The organism is Microcoleus sp. B13-B6 (genome assembly GCF_036705405.1).
GTDB lineage: Bacteria > Cyanobacteriota > Cyanobacteriia > Cyanobacteriales > Microcoleaceae > Microcoleus.
In genome coordinates, this window is the sequence record NZ_JAUBUJ010000021.1 from 65,932 (window position 1) to 81,494 (window position 15,563).

The 15,563-nt window shown below is 47.1% G+C and carries 15 protein-coding genes and 1 pseudogene; 8 read left to right on the plus strand and 8 right to left on the minus strand.

Features of this window, described 5'->3' with window-relative positions; all coding sequences use genetic code 11:
• The 3 genes and pseudogenes from QUB35_RS12100 to QUB35_RS12110 form a co-directional block, all read left to right on the plus strand.
• Positions 1-109: pseudogene (locus QUB35_RS12100) on the plus strand (DUF3370 family protein); the annotation flags it as partial.
• Between the two features lie 225 nt (positions 110-334).
• On the plus strand, positions 335-1,693 hold the full coding sequence (locus QUB35_RS12105; protein ID WP_333142141.1) for a DUF3370 domain-containing protein: 1,359 nt from the start codon (positions 335-337) through the stop codon (positions 1,691-1,693).
• 122 nt (positions 1,694-1,815) lie between these two features.
• Entirely contained in the window at positions 1,816-2,199 is a 384-nt protein-coding gene (locus tag QUB35_RS12110; RefSeq protein ID WP_333142142.1) for a VanZ family protein, read from the plus strand.
• A 360-nt stretch (positions 2,200-2,559) separates the two neighbouring features.
• On the opposite strand, the gene QUB35_RS12115 is transcribed toward QUB35_RS12110, so the two are convergent.
• Complete coding sequence (locus tag QUB35_RS12115) at positions 2,560-4,155, minus strand: DUF4335 domain-containing protein (RefSeq protein WP_333142143.1); 1,596 nt, start codon at positions 4,153-4,155, stop codon at positions 2,560-2,562.
• On the opposite strand from QUB35_RS12115, the gene QUB35_RS12120 reads away from it, so the two are divergent.
• Positions 4,103-4,267, plus strand: coding sequence for a hypothetical protein (locus QUB35_RS12120; RefSeq protein ID WP_333142163.1), 165 nt, complete (start codon positions 4,103-4,105; stop codon positions 4,265-4,267). The two genes, QUB35_RS12115 and QUB35_RS12120, sit on opposite strands and share 53 nt — an antisense overlap.
• A 72-nt stretch (positions 4,268-4,339) precedes the next feature.
• Here the strand turns inward: QUB35_RS12120 and QUB35_RS12125 are convergent, their stop codons facing one another.
• Positions 4,340-4,945 carry a DUF3038 domain-containing protein gene (locus tag QUB35_RS12125; RefSeq protein ID WP_333103785.1) on the minus strand — a complete coding sequence of 202 codons (606 nt, stop codon included), beginning with the start codon at positions 4,943-4,945 and terminating at the stop codon, positions 4,340-4,342.
• Positions 4,946-5,343: 398 nt separating this feature from the next.
• Between QUB35_RS12125 and QUB35_RS12130 the strand changes: the two genes are divergently transcribed.
• Both QUB35_RS12130 and QUB35_RS12135 read left to right on the plus strand, forming a co-directional pair.
• Positions 5,344-5,556 (plus strand): helix-turn-helix transcriptional regulator, encoded by a 213-nt coding sequence (locus QUB35_RS12130; RefSeq protein ID WP_333103771.1) that lies wholly within the window; start codon positions 5,344-5,346, stop codon positions 5,554-5,556.
• Positions 5,549-5,707, plus strand: a complete 159-nt coding sequence (locus QUB35_RS12135; protein ID WP_333142144.1) for a hypothetical protein — start codon at positions 5,549-5,551, stop codon at positions 5,705-5,707. The genes QUB35_RS12130 and QUB35_RS12135 overlap by 8 nt, the downstream gene beginning before the upstream one ends.
• Positions 5,708-6,055: 348 nt before the next feature.
• Here the strand turns inward: QUB35_RS12135 and QUB35_RS12140 are convergent, their stop codons facing one another.
• Together QUB35_RS12140 and QUB35_RS12145 are read right to left on the minus strand one after the other, a co-directional pair.
• Positions 6,056-6,997 (minus strand): site-specific DNA-methyltransferase, encoded by a 942-nt coding sequence (locus QUB35_RS12140; RefSeq protein WP_333142145.1) that lies wholly within the window; start codon positions 6,995-6,997, stop codon positions 6,056-6,058.
• Between the two features lie 294 nt (positions 6,998-7,291).
• Positions 7,292-10,024 carry an endonuclease MutS2 gene (locus QUB35_RS12145; protein ID WP_333142161.1) on the minus strand — a complete coding sequence of 911 codons (2,733 nt, stop codon included), beginning with the start codon at positions 10,022-10,024 and terminating at the stop codon, positions 7,292-7,294.
• 48 nt (positions 10,025-10,072) lie between these two features.
• On the opposite strand from QUB35_RS12145, the gene QUB35_RS12150 reads away from it, so the two are divergent.
• Both QUB35_RS12150 and QUB35_RS12155 read left to right on the plus strand, forming a co-directional pair.
• A complete protein-coding gene (locus QUB35_RS12150) occupies positions 10,073-10,234 on the plus strand; it encodes a hypothetical protein (RefSeq protein ID WP_333142146.1) in 162 nt (53 codons plus the stop codon).
• A 253-nt stretch (positions 10,235-10,487) separates the two neighbouring features.
• Positions 10,488-11,735 (plus strand): response regulator, encoded by a 1,248-nt coding sequence (locus QUB35_RS12155; RefSeq protein ID WP_333142147.1) that lies wholly within the window; start codon positions 10,488-10,490, stop codon positions 11,733-11,735.
• Between the two features lie 282 nt (positions 11,736-12,017).
• Here QUB35_RS12155 and thrB read toward each other — a convergent pair whose 3' ends face one another.
• The 4 genes from thrB to QUB35_RS12175 form a co-directional block, all read right to left on the minus strand.
• Positions 12,018-12,950 carry a homoserine kinase gene (gene thrB, locus QUB35_RS12160; protein WP_333142148.1) on the minus strand — a complete coding sequence of 311 codons (933 nt, stop codon included), beginning with the start codon at positions 12,948-12,950 and terminating at the stop codon, positions 12,018-12,020.
• A 90-nt stretch (positions 12,951-13,040) separates the two neighbouring features.
• Positions 13,041-13,517 (minus strand): tetratricopeptide repeat protein, encoded by a 477-nt coding sequence (locus tag QUB35_RS12165; RefSeq protein WP_333142149.1) that lies wholly within the window; start codon positions 13,515-13,517, stop codon positions 13,041-13,043.
• A 4-nt stretch (positions 13,518-13,521) separates the two neighbouring features.
• On the minus strand, positions 13,522-14,088 hold the full coding sequence (locus QUB35_RS12170) for a Uma2 family endonuclease (RefSeq protein ID WP_333142162.1): 567 nt from the start codon (positions 14,086-14,088) through the stop codon (positions 13,522-13,524).
• A gap of 203 nt (positions 14,089-14,291) precedes the next feature.
• Positions 14,292-15,527 carry a VWA domain-containing protein gene (locus QUB35_RS12175; RefSeq protein WP_333142150.1) on the minus strand — a complete coding sequence of 412 codons (1,236 nt, stop codon included), beginning with the start codon at positions 15,525-15,527 and terminating at the stop codon, positions 14,292-14,294.
• Positions 15,528-15,563: the final 36 nt, after the last annotated feature.

The following is a 15,563-nucleotide window of genomic DNA, read 5'->3' on the forward strand; positions in this document are numbered from 1 at the left end:
GCGACCCCTCCCCGGACAGTTAGACAACATACCAGTATTTAACAGCAACAGCCCCGAATTAGTGCTGCAAGAAGGAATTTTGCTTTCGACATTTCCCCCGGATGGTAAAAGATTTAGGAGGACGAAAAATTCAAGCAATGGATAAAGTAGACACAGCCCAATTTTACAAATACATATTACAACAGTGGGCGAGGTAAAAATCACAATATCTGCTATAACTGAGCAAAATCTCCGTACAAAACCCGCCCCGACACAAATATTCACATCCTCTTCTCTTCCCTCTCTTCCTCTGCGCCCTCTGCGCCCTCTGCGGTAAAAAAAACTCCTCTAAAAAATGCTGCCAATTATATCAATCATCCCCTTAGCCCAAACCCCTCCCGCACCTCAAGAAATCGTCCAAATCCAAGAAGTGCGACCCCTCCCCGGACAGTTAGACAACATACCAGTATTTAACAGCAACAGCCCCGAATTAGTGCTGCAAGAAGGAATTTTGCTTTCGACATTTCCCCCAGATGGTAAAAGATTTCCGGCCGCACATTTAAACTTTCCGTTTCAAGGACGTTTCGACATATTTGCCCACCACATAGCCCGCGCACCTTCCCCCGAAGATTTGCGAACATTGTATCAAGGAGTAATTGTTTACAATCCGGGCAATAAACCTGTAAAATTAGATATATTGCAAGCTGCGAGTTATCTCAGCCAACCCGATGCACCTTTCATTGAATTGCCGCCGCAAGTCGATAATTCAAACAGTAATATTTACGCAGGGCCGGGAAGTCGCGCTGTGAATGATATTCTCAGAGGAAGGAGACAGTCTGACTTTGAGCCGCAGTTAATTATTCCACCGGGAAAAAGCCAATTGTTGATGAATCATGCGATACCGGTGCGGGGATTGGTACCGCCGCTAAACGGTCGATCGACCTTGATGCGGTTGCGGAGCGATGGTATAGTCTATGTTGCCAGTCTGGCGATGTTTGCCCGAGTTGATGCACAGGGAAACGGACAGGGAAACGAGCGATCGCCCAATATAGTAGAATGGCAAAACTTATTAGACAATGGTAATATAGCCGGGCCGCGCGATCGAACTCCCACACCGCCAGAAATCACCGAAGGTCAAATAATTTACGGCCGAGTTGCCGGTGTAGCATTAGGTTCAGAATGGCGAGCACTTCTCTCAGACAACCCCGCCACCTCAAACCTAGCAATTCCCCAACCCGGAACAGCATTTTCCTACCCATTAAGCAGCCTCCCGCGCGGAATGCTGGGTACAAATCAAGTGCAAAGTGCGAGAATGCTAGTCCGCTACCCAGATACAGCATACCGCGCCCACGGCAATTACGGAATTCAATACAATCTCAGCTTGCCGCTGTACAATTCTACCAGCAAAAATCAAACTGTAACTGTCGCGATTCAAACTCCAATTAAAACAGACAAATTAACTTCAGGAGGACTTAGTTTTTTAGAACCTCCGGCACCTCAAACTTTTTTTAGGGGAACTGTCAGAGTGCGCTATACTGATGACAATAAAGTGCCTCAAACTCGCTACGTGCATTTAGTGCAGCGGCGGGGACAGCAGGGGGAACCTTTGGTAAAATTAGAGATGAAATCGGGAGAAAAGCGACTTGTAGATGTAGATTTTATTTATCCGCCCGATGCGTCGCCGCCGCAAGTTTTGACAGTGAAAACCCATTAAATTTGATCTGCTGCTACGGGTAGGCACAGGCCTACAAATACAATACGCACTTAACCAGATTTGATATTAGTTTCGCGTTGGGCTGCCTTGGTTTGTGTCTAGTCGGTATCGGCAAAAAAAAGATGAACTTCTCTAAAAAATTCTGGATAGTTGCTTGTTTTGTGTACGTTTTAATTCTTCTCAGTATTATGCTTTTAGCAGGTACGGGGAAATTAGTCAACTTTCCTCTAGCTCATCCGCCTTATGACAAACTCGGCCACTTTATTTTGTACGGAATAGCATCTTTTTTGTGCCATAGAGCAAGTGGCAAAAAAAATATGAATTTGTTTAATTATTCAATTCCTTTCGGGCCCGCAATTTTTACTATTTTCACTGCTGCGGAAGAAATGCTGCAAGCGATTTTACCCAATCGTACTGCTAGTATTGAAGATTTTTTATTTAGTTTTGGCGGGATTGCAATTTTTTATTGGATTGGAGAAGTTTGGGATAGAAAAAAAGGGCATTGATGATATAGAAGGCAGAAGGCAGAAGGCAGAAGGAAGTTCGGCAACGGATTCTGTAACGGATGTAACGGATGTCAGGAAGAAGGAAGTTCGGCAACGGATTCTGTAACGGATGTAACGGATGTCAGGAAGAAGGAAAAAGGAAGTTTGTAGGGTGTGCAATGCACATCAGTTGACGAGTGTCAGCAAATTTTTTTACTGGTGACTCTGCCCGCACGGGTCAAGAGATATGGGTAGCATAAACTGGAGCAACTGTCAATACGCTGGCTGCTGCTGTCGCAGTTAAAAATTGATTTTTTTTGAACTTGTTTAAGATTAGCAATTAACCGAGATTTCCCATCTCGACAATGTGTTTGAGAGCGTTTAATCACTCTCTTCCAAAAAGGTTTGTACTCGACCGTTCGGTCGCAAAACAACTCTAATTTTCGGGTTTTTTCCATTAGAAACGGCAGAAACAAACGGCTCGCCGGCTAATGGCATATTAATTTGCTCGATATAATCTGCTGCTGCTTTTCCCATCGGCACAATACTTTGAACTGACCCATTTTCATCGATCAGCACGCTGTATTCCAAAGTTTGTTCCATTCCTTCAGGAGGCTTCCAGCGTTCCTCAAAGTAAGTTCTAGCTTCTGAAACTTGAGGAATGGTATCAAATAAAGTGTGGTTTTTTTTGCTAGCCGCCACCTGGTTGTTATCCTCAGACTCCGCAGGCGGTTGAGCGTCCTCAAGGGCTGGGAGTTCGGTACTGGCGGGGGGGACAATCGGCTCGATGGGGCGGGGGAAGGGTTGCGGCGGGGGAACGGGAAATCGGGAAGCAGACAGGGATGGAGGCAGGGGGGGCGGTACGGCGGGAGCTAGTCTCGGCGGTAATGGGGGCAGCACGTAGGGTACTGGTGCGGGTGCTTGGGGGCGGCCCTGGGGCGGTTCTTCGGGGGCGGGAATAGTGATTGTTGACCCTTGAGGGAATGCTGGGGCGCTCTGTGGGGCGCTGGCTGCGCTGCCGTTGGGGGGAAATAGCAGGGGTGGCTGCTGGATGGGGCTGGGTTTGTTGGTGGGGGGAGTTGGCGCGAGGGCGATGGGGGGCAAGCTGGGGCTGGGGGAGGCGGCGGTGTTGATGGGCGGGGGCGGCAGCGGTGGTAAACCGGGTGTGGCTGCGGGTGTTGGTGCTGGGGGTGTCGGTAGGGCGGGAACTGGACTGGGGGAAACGCCGGCAGCTAACTGGGGGTTTCCGGGAGCGGTGCTCAATTGTGGATTGGCGGGGGCTGTGGCGGGGGCTGTGGCGGTTTGCGGGGATGTGGCGGTTCGATCGAGCATTTTGATGATTCCAGTCGTCAGGCCCGCGCTGGCGACCAGCATTGCTGCCACCTTGAGCCAGGGTGAGGACAGCGGCCGTTGGGACTCGCGGTTGAGGTTGGGAAGCGCCATCACTTCGGCGGCGCAGTCATCTAGCGCTGTGGCCAAGTCAAACAGTTGCAGGGTGCTCAAGGGAACTACTGGCCCGGATTCTGCGGCGCTCAAAGAGCCTAAAAACAAGTTGTGGGCGAGCAAGCCGCGGGGCTCTAAGCGGGGGGGAACCGGAAGGTAGGCTGTGTTTGGGGCGGAGGTTGCTAGTTCGGAAGTGTGGACGGATCGATCGAATATAACGGCATTACGTGCGACTTCTAGCGAGTCTGAACCCGCAGGAATACGATCGGTTTGAGAGTTGAGGTTGCTTTCCCAATCGCGGGATTCGCCGAGCAAGTTTTGGACGTAGTTGCTGACAGCTTCGTGGAGGGTTTCGAGTTGAATTCGATCGCCCCTGAGAGTAACGTGTTGGGTATCTGGCAGCCTGGGGTCGTCGAGTCGCAGCTCGAAACTTAAAGATTTAAACACGGGTTGGCCCGCCCAGCGAGATAGAGGCGAACTTTTGGCTGTAATTTCCAGCGTGCAAGTGGGGGGCGTGTACCGTTTGAGAACCATAGCAGGAAGGAAGAAGGAAGAAGGAAGAGGGAATAACTATGTTTTATCTGATATTTGGCAGCATTCTCAACAAGCTTTTTTAGCAACAGGCAAGATGCCTGTTCCACAATAAATAAATTTTCTGGTGGAACAGGCATCTTGCCTGTTCCCGATGTTTGTGATTCTCGTTCCCATTATGCTTAGCTTAATTCTTAGCGCGGTCTAGAAGAGCCAGCCAGAGGCGGCGGTGGCCGCCGGGACTGCTGTAAAACAGCAAATCGATCAGGAGTTTTAGGGCCAAATCAGTCAACTCTCTGGCCGATAAATTTTCTGCATCTTCCATGCGCGAGCCATAAGTGTTGCTGAACCTGTCAATATAATCTCCCAACAAAGCAATTGTGTGAGGTTCGCGGTTTTGCTCTGCCATTTGTTCGAGCAAAGCAACAGCGCGGCGGATTAAAGCTTGGTGCTGTTTTGCCAAATGACAGCTTATCAAAACGAGCGATCGAGCTTCCTCCACATCTAGTTTTTTGCGCCCTCCGTGGCCTTTCCGCAGCGGGTTAGATTGGCGCAGCCGCCACAAAGCTACCCGATCGGCTACCATTGGCTCTAAATTCAGTTCGGCTGCTACCTTGAGCATCGCCTCTGAGCCTATTTCTGCCAGTGCTTCTAGGGCTAACAGCACTAAATCCAGTTGGGCTTTAATGTTGTCCAACTGGGTAGGTTCTGGTGCTTTTTGGGTCAATTCTTCCCAGTTGGGAGATTGGCCCCTTTCGTTTGTGGGAGCGGAGGGCTTTACGGTCGAGCGCATGGCTTCAGCACGGGAAATTAAGACTGGTTGAGGCTGGATATCAAACAGTATGCCGTGATTCAAGCTTTGCGGCCTGTGGGCAACAGCACATCTGTTAATTTGTCTCCATAGCTCGTTGCTTTGATTCCGGCAATCCTAACTGCTGGACGGAGTTGCGGGTGAAAAGTTGCGGGTGAAAAGTTGCGGTTTCAAGTTCGATCGATCGCAATCCGCAAAACCCAGAGATTTTTACTTCTAACCATCCTACGCCGCAGAGTGACCGAAATCAAATCAGTGGTTTGAAACGATCGGGACTTATATCAATGCAAAGATCCTAGCGCTCTCGAATGCTACTTATAGTCTGTCGCTACTTATAGTCTGTCAGATTATAGTTGTGATTGCTTCATCTGGCGCAATGTATGGATATTACGGAGCAATTTGGTAAAAAAGTTAGACATTTCCGAAAGCTCAGAAATCTTTCCCAAGATCAGCTTGCAGAACTATCTGAATTACATCGCACCTATATTGGTTCAGTTGAACGAGGTGAAAGGAATATAACTCTACTTAATGCCAGCAAAATAGCCAAGGCATTATCCGTTAGTCTAGCTGATCTGGTAACTGCTGATGACTGAAAGAAGACTAGAGCAAATTTTAGCAAAATACCAAAAGTCATTTACCGAAAAAATTTATGCAGAAGAGAATGAAGAACACGATATCTTAATGGATGTGTTTGGTATTTCTCCAATAATAAAAAAAGAAAATAGGCAATATTGGAAGAGTTAGGTATGTGTTGGCAATTGTTAGTTACTGAAACGTGTAAAACATATTGCAGTAGCTTTCAGCCAGCATTTAAAGTTGGAAGCGATGAGCCGTGCGATCTGATTGTTGATGGGTACGCAATAGATACAAAATATCGTATTGGCTCAGGAGACTCTGGAACACTGAAAAAGTTCAAATCTTATGGCCCACTACTTCGTACTTATAATTACGAACCCGTATTTTTAATACTTAGACAAGATAATTTGCCCGCAGCTATTACAGCGTGCCAAGTAGGGACTTGGAAAGTTTACACTGGGGACGATTCGTTTAATTTTATACAAACAATAAGCGGGTTTGATTTAAAGTCATTTCTTATTGAAAAAGTGGGAGAATTCCCTGTATACCGCTGAAACTATCAAGGCGCTTGTTAATAATCTCTATGTAGTCAGGTACTATTTCAATGCCAACATACCTAATGCCAAATTCTTTCGCCGCCAGCAATGTAGTTCCCGATCCTGCGAAAGGATCGATTAGAATAGAATTTTCCAAACGCGGTACAAATATTTCGACCAGCTTTCTCATTAGAGCGATTGGTTTAACTGTGCAATGGACGTTAAACTCCTCGGTTTTCTCACGCTGTATACCTTCTAAAATATTTGACTGAAAACCACCAAACTGATCTTTAGTATAAAATAGACCAGTACCATACTCCTGTAGAGTTTCCAAGTAATTATTGACCAGTGGTTTTTGAAGTACGCAGATTGCTTCCCATTCGTTCCTCAGACAACTGTGCCAACCATCCCATTGTTCAGAATTTTCATATCCTTTCTTCTCTAACTGTTGTTTGATATTGACACCTTTAGGAATACCACTCGATCTTTTATAAACAAGAATATCTCTCGCATAGAAACCAGCACTTTCAAGTGCTACTTGTACGTGAGCAACCGTTCGTGTGCTATTGAAAACTAAAACTGTCGCACCCGGTTTGCAGATCCGAAAAAGCTGCTCACCCCACTCAAAGCACCACTTTTCATAATCCAGAGTGTTGTTGCGATTCCTTTGATACCATTTTTCGTTTCTGACTCCACCTGCTAAACCACTGCCATAGGGAATGTTTTTAACAAGGGTTTTATTTCTCTTGCCATTGACTCTTTCAATCCGCCTTTGAATTTCTGAGTCATCCCATTTATGACCAATAAATTCATAATTATAAGGTGGGTCAGTGATACAGGCAGAAATATAATTTTCTGGCAATGTCTTCATCACTTCACGACAGTCGCCAACCAAAACTTCATTTGAGGGAGTTTTTTTCATTAGTCAGGCAGTTACTAAAGTGGGAAATCAACTCTTAATTATTCCACATTTGCAGTCTAGTATCCATTCCGGTTGCATCAGTATGATATGTTCCTTGCGAGTTGTTTTGCGGCATACAACTAGATATAGCAATCCTAAATGATTCAGATAAATCTGTAGGGGTAGTGCTACCCCTACTCCCCGTGCCTACCCCCTATCTATCGGGCAACCACGGGGGGATTGCCCCTACAATAATTATGCAAATGATTTAGGATTGCTATAATTACGAGTCAACCGGAAATGCGTAAATCCTGACTACTTCAAATAAACCACCGTCACACCTGCGCCTCCTTCTTTTTGACTAGCCAGCTCAAAGCGGGAAACCTGCGGGTGATTCGCGAGGAACTCGTGAACCCCGCGCCGCAACTGTCCCGTACCTTTGCCGTGAATTATCCACAGAACTCCGTATTCCACAGCCTTGGAAAGAGCTCTGTCTATTTCGATTTCTGCGTCTGAGACTCTCGCACCCCGTAAGTCGATCGAATTATTAGCAGTGCGAATGGCAATTTCGGGATTGGGTTTTGGAGATTCCGCCGCTGCTTGCTTAGCTTTAGCGGTAGCGAGTGCTTGTGCTTGGGCTGCCGCCTTGGCTAATTGAGCTTTAGTTTCGGGTTTTTGACCGTCTAGGGATTCAATTTCTCCTAGTTTGACAGTCATTTTCATAATCCCAAACCGAACGCTCAACTCTTCGTTAGCATCGGGGCCGCTGAGGACTTCGGCGGTTTGGCCCAAGCTGGGAATGCGGATGCGATCGCCCACTTTCGGCATAAAACTCGGTTTGGGTTTAGCCGGTTGTTGCCGAGAGGGCAGGTGTTTTTCAGAAATTTGATTTAAAGTATCTGTCGCTTGTTGGGCATTTTGAGCCGTCTGGTTGCCCGACTGCAAGCGACGAATGATTTGAGCAATTTCTGATTTTGCTGACCCTATCGCCTCATTTACTGCCACTTCCTGAGCTATTTTTAGTTCTCGCTCCCGCTCTTGCAAAGCGGCTGCTTTTTGAGAAACTTCTCTGTGCAGTTTTTCGGTTTGGTGTAGCAGTTGAGTTGCTTCTCTGGCTTTGGTTTCCTGTTTCCGGCGCTGTGCTTCGAGTCCAGCAATCACTTGATTAACATCTTGAGAGGCTCCCCCGACATAGGTTTGAGCTTCTTCGACTATGGATGCTAGCAAACCGAGTCTTTTGGCAATGGTGAGGGCGTTGGAACGTCCGGGAATTCCCCACAGCAAGCGATAGGTTGGCTGCATGGAATTGTCGTCAAATTCTACTGAGGCATTTTCAAAGCGGGAGTCTTGATATTTGAGGGCTTTGAGTTCGCCAAAGTGGGTAGTTGCAACTGTTAATAGGGAATGTTGGGCGAGGTATTGCAACAGGGCGATCGCCAATGCACTGCCTTCTGAGGGGTCTGTACCCGCTCCTACTTCGTCTAACAAAACTAAAGATTTGGGAATTGGGCATGGGGCATGGGGCATGGGGCATGGGACATGGGGCACTTGTTCTGAGCTTGTACTGAGCTCCGTTGAAGTGCGTAGCCGAAGTATGGGGCCTGGGGAACTTGTACTGAGCGTATTTGTACTGAGAGAATCCGAAGTAGCCGAAGTATTGGGAATTGAGAGGTTTGAATTTTCTTCCCCTTGGGGCTGCGATTTATTGCCTAAAACTTCTAAAATGCGGCTGATGCGGCGGATATGGCCAGAGAAAGTAGACAAACTTTGCTGCAAAGATTGTTCGTCACCAATATCAGCCAAAATATTGTCGAACCAAGGCAATTCTACGGGTTCGCGGGCGGCAACAAACATTCCTGCTTTCGCCATTAAAGCTGCCAAGCCCAAGGTTTTGAGGGTAACAGTTTTGCCGCCAGTGTTGGGGCCTGTGATGGCGACGACGCGGATGTGTGGCCCGATCGTTAAATCGACCGGCACGACTGGAAACCCTTGCTCGTGCTGTTGCTGCCAAACTAATAAAGGATGGCGCAACTGGCGCAGGGTAATTTGCGATCGCAGGTTGCGAATTAATAATTGACTGTTTTCTGAGTTTTCCTCATCTTCTTTTTCTTCTTTTTCCTCATCTTCTTTTTCAGGATTTTTTGGTGCTAATTCTGGCTCTCCCAATTCGATAAATTTCGGCGGATTTGCTTGCAACCAAAAACTATAACGCGCTTTAGCGGCCGCTAAATCTAAAGTTGTAACTACAACCACCAATCTGTCTAAATCGGGTTTTACTGCTGCGACTTGCTCCGTGAGGGCGCGGCGGACTGCTTCTTCTTCGGCTTGTTCTTGCCGGAGCAACTGCCGCATTTGGTTGTTAAGATTGACTGTGCTGTGGGGCTCAACGTACAGTGTCGCGCCGCTGGCCGAGGAATCATGAACGATGCCCGGTATGGCATCTTTTTGGGGAGCTTTGACGGGAATGACAAAGCGTCCGCTTCTTTGGGTAATTAGCTGTTCTTGTACGGCGTTGGATTGGCGCTGCAAAATCCCCTGCAATATTTGATAAATGCGATCGCGCAACTGTCGCATTTGAACTCTAATTCCTGCTAATTTAGGAGTGGCTCTGTCTGCTACTTGAGCGCGATCGTCTATACAGCGATGGATTTCTTGCTCTAGTTCAGGATAAGTCCGCAATTGGGCTGCCAGTTCTTTGAGCGTCGGCACATCTGCCTGAGAGTCAATTATCCGGCGCAATTGCCTTGCTCCGGCCAGGGTAGTAGCAATTGCCAGCAATTCTTCGCCGCTGAGCAAACCTTGGAGTTCGGCTCGCTGCAGGGAAGTGCCGATGTCTTGGATTCCTTCAAAACTCAAAGCACCGCCAGCGCGGCTCTCTAACTGATAAGTTTCCTGAGTTTGAGCGAGGAGTTCTGCTGTTTGAGCTTGAGTTGCTGGGATTGCGAGGTCAAGGGCGGCGGCGACGCCGAGTTTGGTCGCAGCGAAGGTAGCCAAGTGCTGACACAGGCGCGGCCATTCTAATAGTTCTAGTGTTTCGGCTTGAATCAAAGTTGAGGTGGTGTTGGTAATTGGCATTCCCAGGCGCTGACCGAGAAGGTGAATTTAACGATACTATTAATTAATTTTAAAGTTTTTTATTGTTTCCTGGCGCAATTTGAGAAAGTATCTGCGATCGCCCTCAGCAGTCTTTCGGCCGAAAGCTCTGATGTAACATTAATTACGAAGGAGAAAATTGGCATTTTTGCATTACCCGTCTAAAATTATACCTTCTCGTGATACCAGTCCCCAAAAAATATGCAACTTTAGGCAAGCTCCCAACTATTATACAGTAAGTCCTTCCCAATTTTTTACTCTAAAATATAAAATCTAAAATGGTATAAGCTATTTTTGGTTTTGAGGGAGCGGGTATGGGCTGTTTTTTGATGTAATTGAACTATTTTGGAATTTTAAATCTGTCAGCGCAATTCTGGCGGTTGTATCCTAAAAAGTAATTTGTGGAGGTGGTAGAAGTATGGCAAAGATTCTGGCGATCATCGCGGATACTGTGACTTTTCAAGTTGTCCAAGAGTTACTCAGCCAAGAGGGACATCAGGTGAGAGTCGTTCCCGACGATAAGGAGGGTTTAGAGTTGGCGAAGGAATTGTCCCCCGATGCGATAATTTGCGACGGGACTTCGCCTCAAATCAACTTTTTGGAGGTGTGCCGGCTGGTGAAAGCCGAGCGAGAATTGGCGGCAGCCTATTTTATTCTGCTGACAACACCGGAGCAATTTGATGAAGTTCAAGCATTGGATGCGCCCTTTGACGATTTTCTGTTTAAACCGATAGTTAAGCAGGAATTATTGGCGCGGGTGCGCGCGTCTAAGCGATCGCACGAGTTGAGGGGGCAGTTGGAGTTAACCCAGCAAGAATTGGATCTGTCGCGCGATCGAATGCTGCAAACTGAAAAAATGTCTAGTTTGGGCGAATTGGTGTCTGGGATAGCCCACGAAATTAACAACCCAATTACTTTTATTTACAGCAATCTAACTCACGTCCAAAGCTACGCGACCGATTTAATTGAACTGCTGCGATTGTATCAAAAAGAGCTAGTCAATCCCGGCTCGGAAATTCTGCAAAAACAACAAGATATGGATGTGGAATTCGTACTCGACGATTTATTAAAAATTGTGAGTTCCATGCGTACCGGGAGCGATCGCATCCGCCAAATAATTTTGTCGCTACAGGATTTTTCCCGCAGCGATCGATCGGGCTGGCAGCTATTTGATGTTTCCGACGGTTTAGAAAATACTCTGTTGTTGTTGCAGCACCGCTTGCCGGCTCGCGAGGGAAGGCGAGACATCAAGGTGATGAAACAATTCGGCAATTTGCCACAGATTGAGTGTTATGCAGGTCTGCTCAATCAAGCTTTTCTGAATATCATCAATCACGCGATCGATGCTTTGGAAGAGTCGGCTCAAGAGTTAGAGGAGTTGGAATCCATCAAATTTAAGCCCGTGATTTTGATTACCACTCAGGTAGTCGATGCTCAGCGAATTTCGATTGAGATTGCTGATAACGACATCGCACATAGCAAAGATATCACAGCCCAAATTTCCGATCCATTTTTGGGAGTAAAACCTGCGGAACCACCCATATCATCGGGACTTGCTCTCAGCTATCGGATAATTGTAGAGCAGCACAAAGGAGAGTTCAAGTGTTTTTCCGAACCGGGTAAAGGCACTAAAATTCAGATAGAGCTTCCGCTGCGTCACAGTTAATTAAGAGTATTTACCGTTGGTGGGGGCGGGTTTTTGCGATTGTTGGTTTGAGCCTGAGATTATGGTGAATCCGCCCCTACAATGACTGGATTTTTTTTATGTAAAATTTTGTAGAGGGAATAGCAGAAGTTATCGAGAAGAGACTTGAGTTGATATTCAAGAGATTTGAAGGAGAGAGGTCGAGAATAGAAATATGAATAATTCCCTGGAGAGGGGCAACCACGGGGGATTGCCCCTACAAAACACGGTTATGTAGATGTTGTGTGTCTAGGAGTGGAATAATTAAAGGGAGACTTGCGCGCCTTGAGTATCGAGGCCGATCGCACGCACCTCAGCCTTTACCCCAAATTCCATCCAAGCAGCCGCCATTTCCCTCTCAACCGCCTCAGCGTTAGCCACATCCGTTAAAGCTAAAAGCGTGGGCCCGGCACCGCTAATTACCATTTCATAGGCCCCTGCATTCAGGGCAGCTTGTTGCACCGCTTCATATCCCTTAATCAGAGATTGCCGGTAAGGCTGGTGAATTTTGTCTTGGAGGGCGCAGCGCAGCCAGTTTTCATTGCCAGTTTCCAAAGCCCGCACTAGCAAACCGAGGTGTGCAGCATTAAAAATCGCATCAGCCTTGCTGTAATCTGCAGGCAAAACTTTGCGGGCTTCGGCTGTAGACAGTTCAAAATCGGGGATGGCTACCACGGGCACAATATTTGGATGCCAGGGAATATCGCAAATCTCCCAGGAACCGCTTGGTGTATTGCTAGCAGCGAGGCGACATCCTCCCAGTAAAGCGGGGACAACGTTGTCGGGATGTCCTTCAAGTTCGATCGCCAATTGCATCACTTCCACCTGACTCAAAGGCTTTCCGGCTAACTCATTTGCACCGACTAACCCACCGACAATAGCTGTGGCGGAACTTCCCAAACCTCTAGCCAGCGGCACTTGCATATCTATATGTATGGCTACGGGCGGCGGCGATTGGTTGAGGTATCCGTATAACTTGACAAAGGCTAGATAAGCGAGATTGCTGTCATCTGTCTTGACTTTGGCGGCTTCTTTGCCTGTAACAGTAATTTTTAGTTTCTCTGTTGCTGAGGGTTCGAGTCGGGAGAATTGGAAGCGGTTGTAGAGGCTTAAAGCGGCGCCGATGCAGTCGAAGCCGGGGCCTAAATTGGCGGTTGTAGCGGGTACAGTAACGGTAACGGTGGAAGTTTCGGGCATTTTTTGAATAGTTAATTTGGAATGTTTAACCGCCGATGAATGCGGATGAACGCAGATCGAAGGATATTATACTATGTTTTCAAAAGCACTCTATTGTTGCAGCATTTGAAGATGTTTTATAGCATCTTGATAATCGTTGGTATTGCCGTCTTTTTGATAAAGTTCCGCTGCTTTTTGATAATCTGCGATCGCCCCGTCTTTGTCTTCTAAGAACTCGCGGACTCTGGCGCGGTTGTAGTAAGCGTCGCCGTAATTGGGGTTAATTTCAATTGCGCGATCGAAATCTGCTTTAGCTGCTGGATAATCTTTGAGGTTGCGGCCGTGGATGATGCCGCGTTTGTTGTAGGCTTTGGCGTAGTTGGGGTTGAGCCGGATGGCTTCGGTGTAATCGGCGATCGCCCCTTGAATGTCTCCTGCTTCTGATTTGGCTAAACCGCTGTTAAATAAGTCTTCAGCAGGATTTTGAACGATGAGTATTGGCGCTGACTCTGCTGGAATGGCAGGGGATATGTCACCCAAAACGGTAACTAATCCTAAAATGCCGATCGCCGGGTAAAAGTGTTTCATAAATCTAAGCAAAAATTTGAGCAACAGAACAACTAAAACCAGGTAACAAAGGCGAAGTTAGTTCATCATTGCTCAACAGCGTAGCACTGAGCCTTAAACTTGCTTGTTCCCTGCGATAAACTTCTATTTGCTGCAACCGCCAATTCACAATCCAGTATTCCTGTACTCCTCGTACCGAATAGAGTCTGAGTTTCAAATCTCTATCCCGTCTTTCATTGTCTGCACCGAGGGACAATACTTCAACAACTAACTCAGGTGCGGCGGTTAAATGGCCGGCTTCGTCTAGCAAGATAGGCAAGCGTTCATTGCTCACCCAAACTACATCAGGAATAACACAATCTACATCTGTAAAAATAACTCCTGGACTAATTACTGATTCTCCTAATCCTGTTTTTTGTGACCAAGTTTTTAACTCCATGCAGATATTAGCACAAACTTCTTGATGATTCCAGTGTGCCGCCCATGTCACAAATAACTCTCCATCAATAATTTCGTAACGATCGCCGTTATCGGGCAATAGTTCTAAATCGGCGGTAGTCCAGCGTACTTTATCAGATATTGTCTGGCTCATACAAGCACTCTTGATAGGTGATACAAACATTCTAAACGATCGAGCATCTAAAGCATCCACAAATTTTAACCGGTGAGTGAAACGAACACAAAAACAAAACCCGCGCTGGCGGGTTTCTATATTCTTAGTCCGCGAAGGCGGACTTTGTTTGTGTAGTCGCGATTTCCAATCGCCGGATTTCCTGAGAATTACAAACCATGAGATTACTTCAAAATAGTTTTAGAAGCAATCCGAGTTTTCTTGCGATCGGCTTCACTCAATTGTTCACCAGACTGCAAACGAGTAGCAGAAGTTTGCAGCACAGTTGCGGCACTTTTATCGCCCATTTGCAGAGCAGTTTTCGCAGCAGTTTGCAGCATTGTTGCCGCGCCGGCGCGATCGCCCTGTTGCAATCGGGTTTCTGCGAGTTGAGTTTGGCGGTATTTAGCCAAAGCTAAAATGTGCTGCTGTACCATCGGGTTAATGGCCGGCTGATAAACTTTCAGGACATTAGCGGAAAGTGCAACAGGATCGGAAAGCAAACCTTGACCGACACTCGGATCGTCGTAGCGAATTTGCAATTGCCCGATCGCCTGTGTACCTTCGGGCAACTGTCCAATATAAATATTAGCCAAAACTACTCGCTCTATATCCTTCATTAAATCTCCCAAACGTACCATAAAGCGATCGCCCTCTTGCTGTACCGGTAATTCGATCGTATCCGGGGCAACTTGGGCGATCGGTTTGAGTTCGGCTAACCGCACTTTTGGCATTAGGGAAAATAGCAAATAAGCATTAGTCAAACCTACACCTTGGACGCGGCTAAACAGTTTACCAAACTCGTCAACCGCATCTTCAGGACGCTGAATGTGAGCCAGAGCACCGCCGCCTGCATCAGCAATTTTTTCCAAAATATCCTGGTTCCAGTTATCGCCAAATCCCAGAGAATTTAAAGTCATGTTGTAGTCTGCCGCCAATTTAGCCAACTTCAAACACCGGCTGTCGTCGCCGTGTTCGTTTTCGCCGTCAGTCAGCAGAAATGCCTGAGATATAGCTTCTTTTTTACCTTTGCCCAACTCTTCAATACCTAACTTAATGCCCTCATCAATTGCTGTGCCACCGGCCGATCGCAATTGCTCAATTTGCCGTTTAATGCTACTGGGGTCTCCCACAATTTGATTGGGGACGAGGACTTTGGCTTTGTGGTCGAAAGCCACCGCGCAAAAGCGATCCCCAGGCTTCAACCTGTCTAGCAAGCGTCCGGCGGCTTGTTTGACGGTTTCCAAGGGGCGTCCGCCCATCGAACCGCTGTGGTCGAGAATCAGGCACAGGTTTAAGGGTACGCTGGAGTCGATCGAGCTTGCCATCGCAGATACTGAAATCGCTAGCTGGCGCTGGGTCGAGGGCGCGGCAGCGTCAAGGTTAGGGTCGTTTAAAACCGGGAGCAAACTAACTTTCATGCGGGATACCTAAAGATTGCGTTAGTATTTCTTTAA

Bases quoted from the DNA above. Each gene is read 5' to 3' on its own strand.
- QUB35_RS12105 (WP_333142141.1), top strand. From the start codon at position 335: ATGCTGCCAATTATATCAATCATCCCCTTAGCCCAAACCCCTCCCGCA.
- QUB35_RS12110 (WP_333142142.1), top strand. From the start codon at position 1,816: ATGAACTTCTCTAAAAAATTCTGGATAGTTGCTTGTTTTGTGTACGTT.
- QUB35_RS12115 (WP_333142143.1), bottom strand. From the start codon at position 4,155: ATGGTTCTCAAACGGTACACGCCCCCCACTTGCACGCTGGAAATTACA.
- QUB35_RS12125 (WP_333103785.1), bottom strand. From the start codon at position 4,945: ATGCGCTCGACCGTAAAGCCCTCCGCTCCCACAAACGAAAGGGGCCAA.
- QUB35_RS12130 (WP_333103771.1), top strand. From the start codon at position 5,344: ATGGATATTACGGAGCAATTTGGTAAAAAAGTTAGACATTTCCGAAAG.
- QUB35_RS12135 (WP_333142144.1), top strand. From the start codon at position 5,549: ATGACTGAAAGAAGACTAGAGCAAATTTTAGCAAAATACCAAAAGTCA.
- QUB35_RS12140 (WP_333142145.1), bottom strand. From the start codon at position 6,997: ATGAAAAAAACTCCCTCAAATGAAGTTTTGGTTGGCGACTGTCGTGAA.
- QUB35_RS12155 (WP_333142147.1), top strand. From the start codon at position 10,488: ATGGCAAAGATTCTGGCGATCATCGCGGATACTGTGACTTTTCAAGTT.
- thrB (WP_333142148.1), bottom strand. From the start codon at position 12,950: ATGCCCGAAACTTCCACCGTTACCGTTACTGTACCCGCTACAACCGCC.
- QUB35_RS12165 (WP_333142149.1), bottom strand. From the start codon at position 13,517: ATGAAACACTTTTACCCGGCGATCGGCATTTTAGGATTAGTTACCGTT.
- QUB35_RS12170 (WP_333142162.1), bottom strand. From the start codon at position 14,088: ATGAGCCAGACAATATCTGATAAAGTACGCTGGACTACCGCCGATTTA.
- QUB35_RS12175 (WP_333142150.1), bottom strand. From the start codon at position 15,527: ATGAAAGTTAGTTTGCTCCCGGTTTTAAACGACCCTAACCTTGACGCT.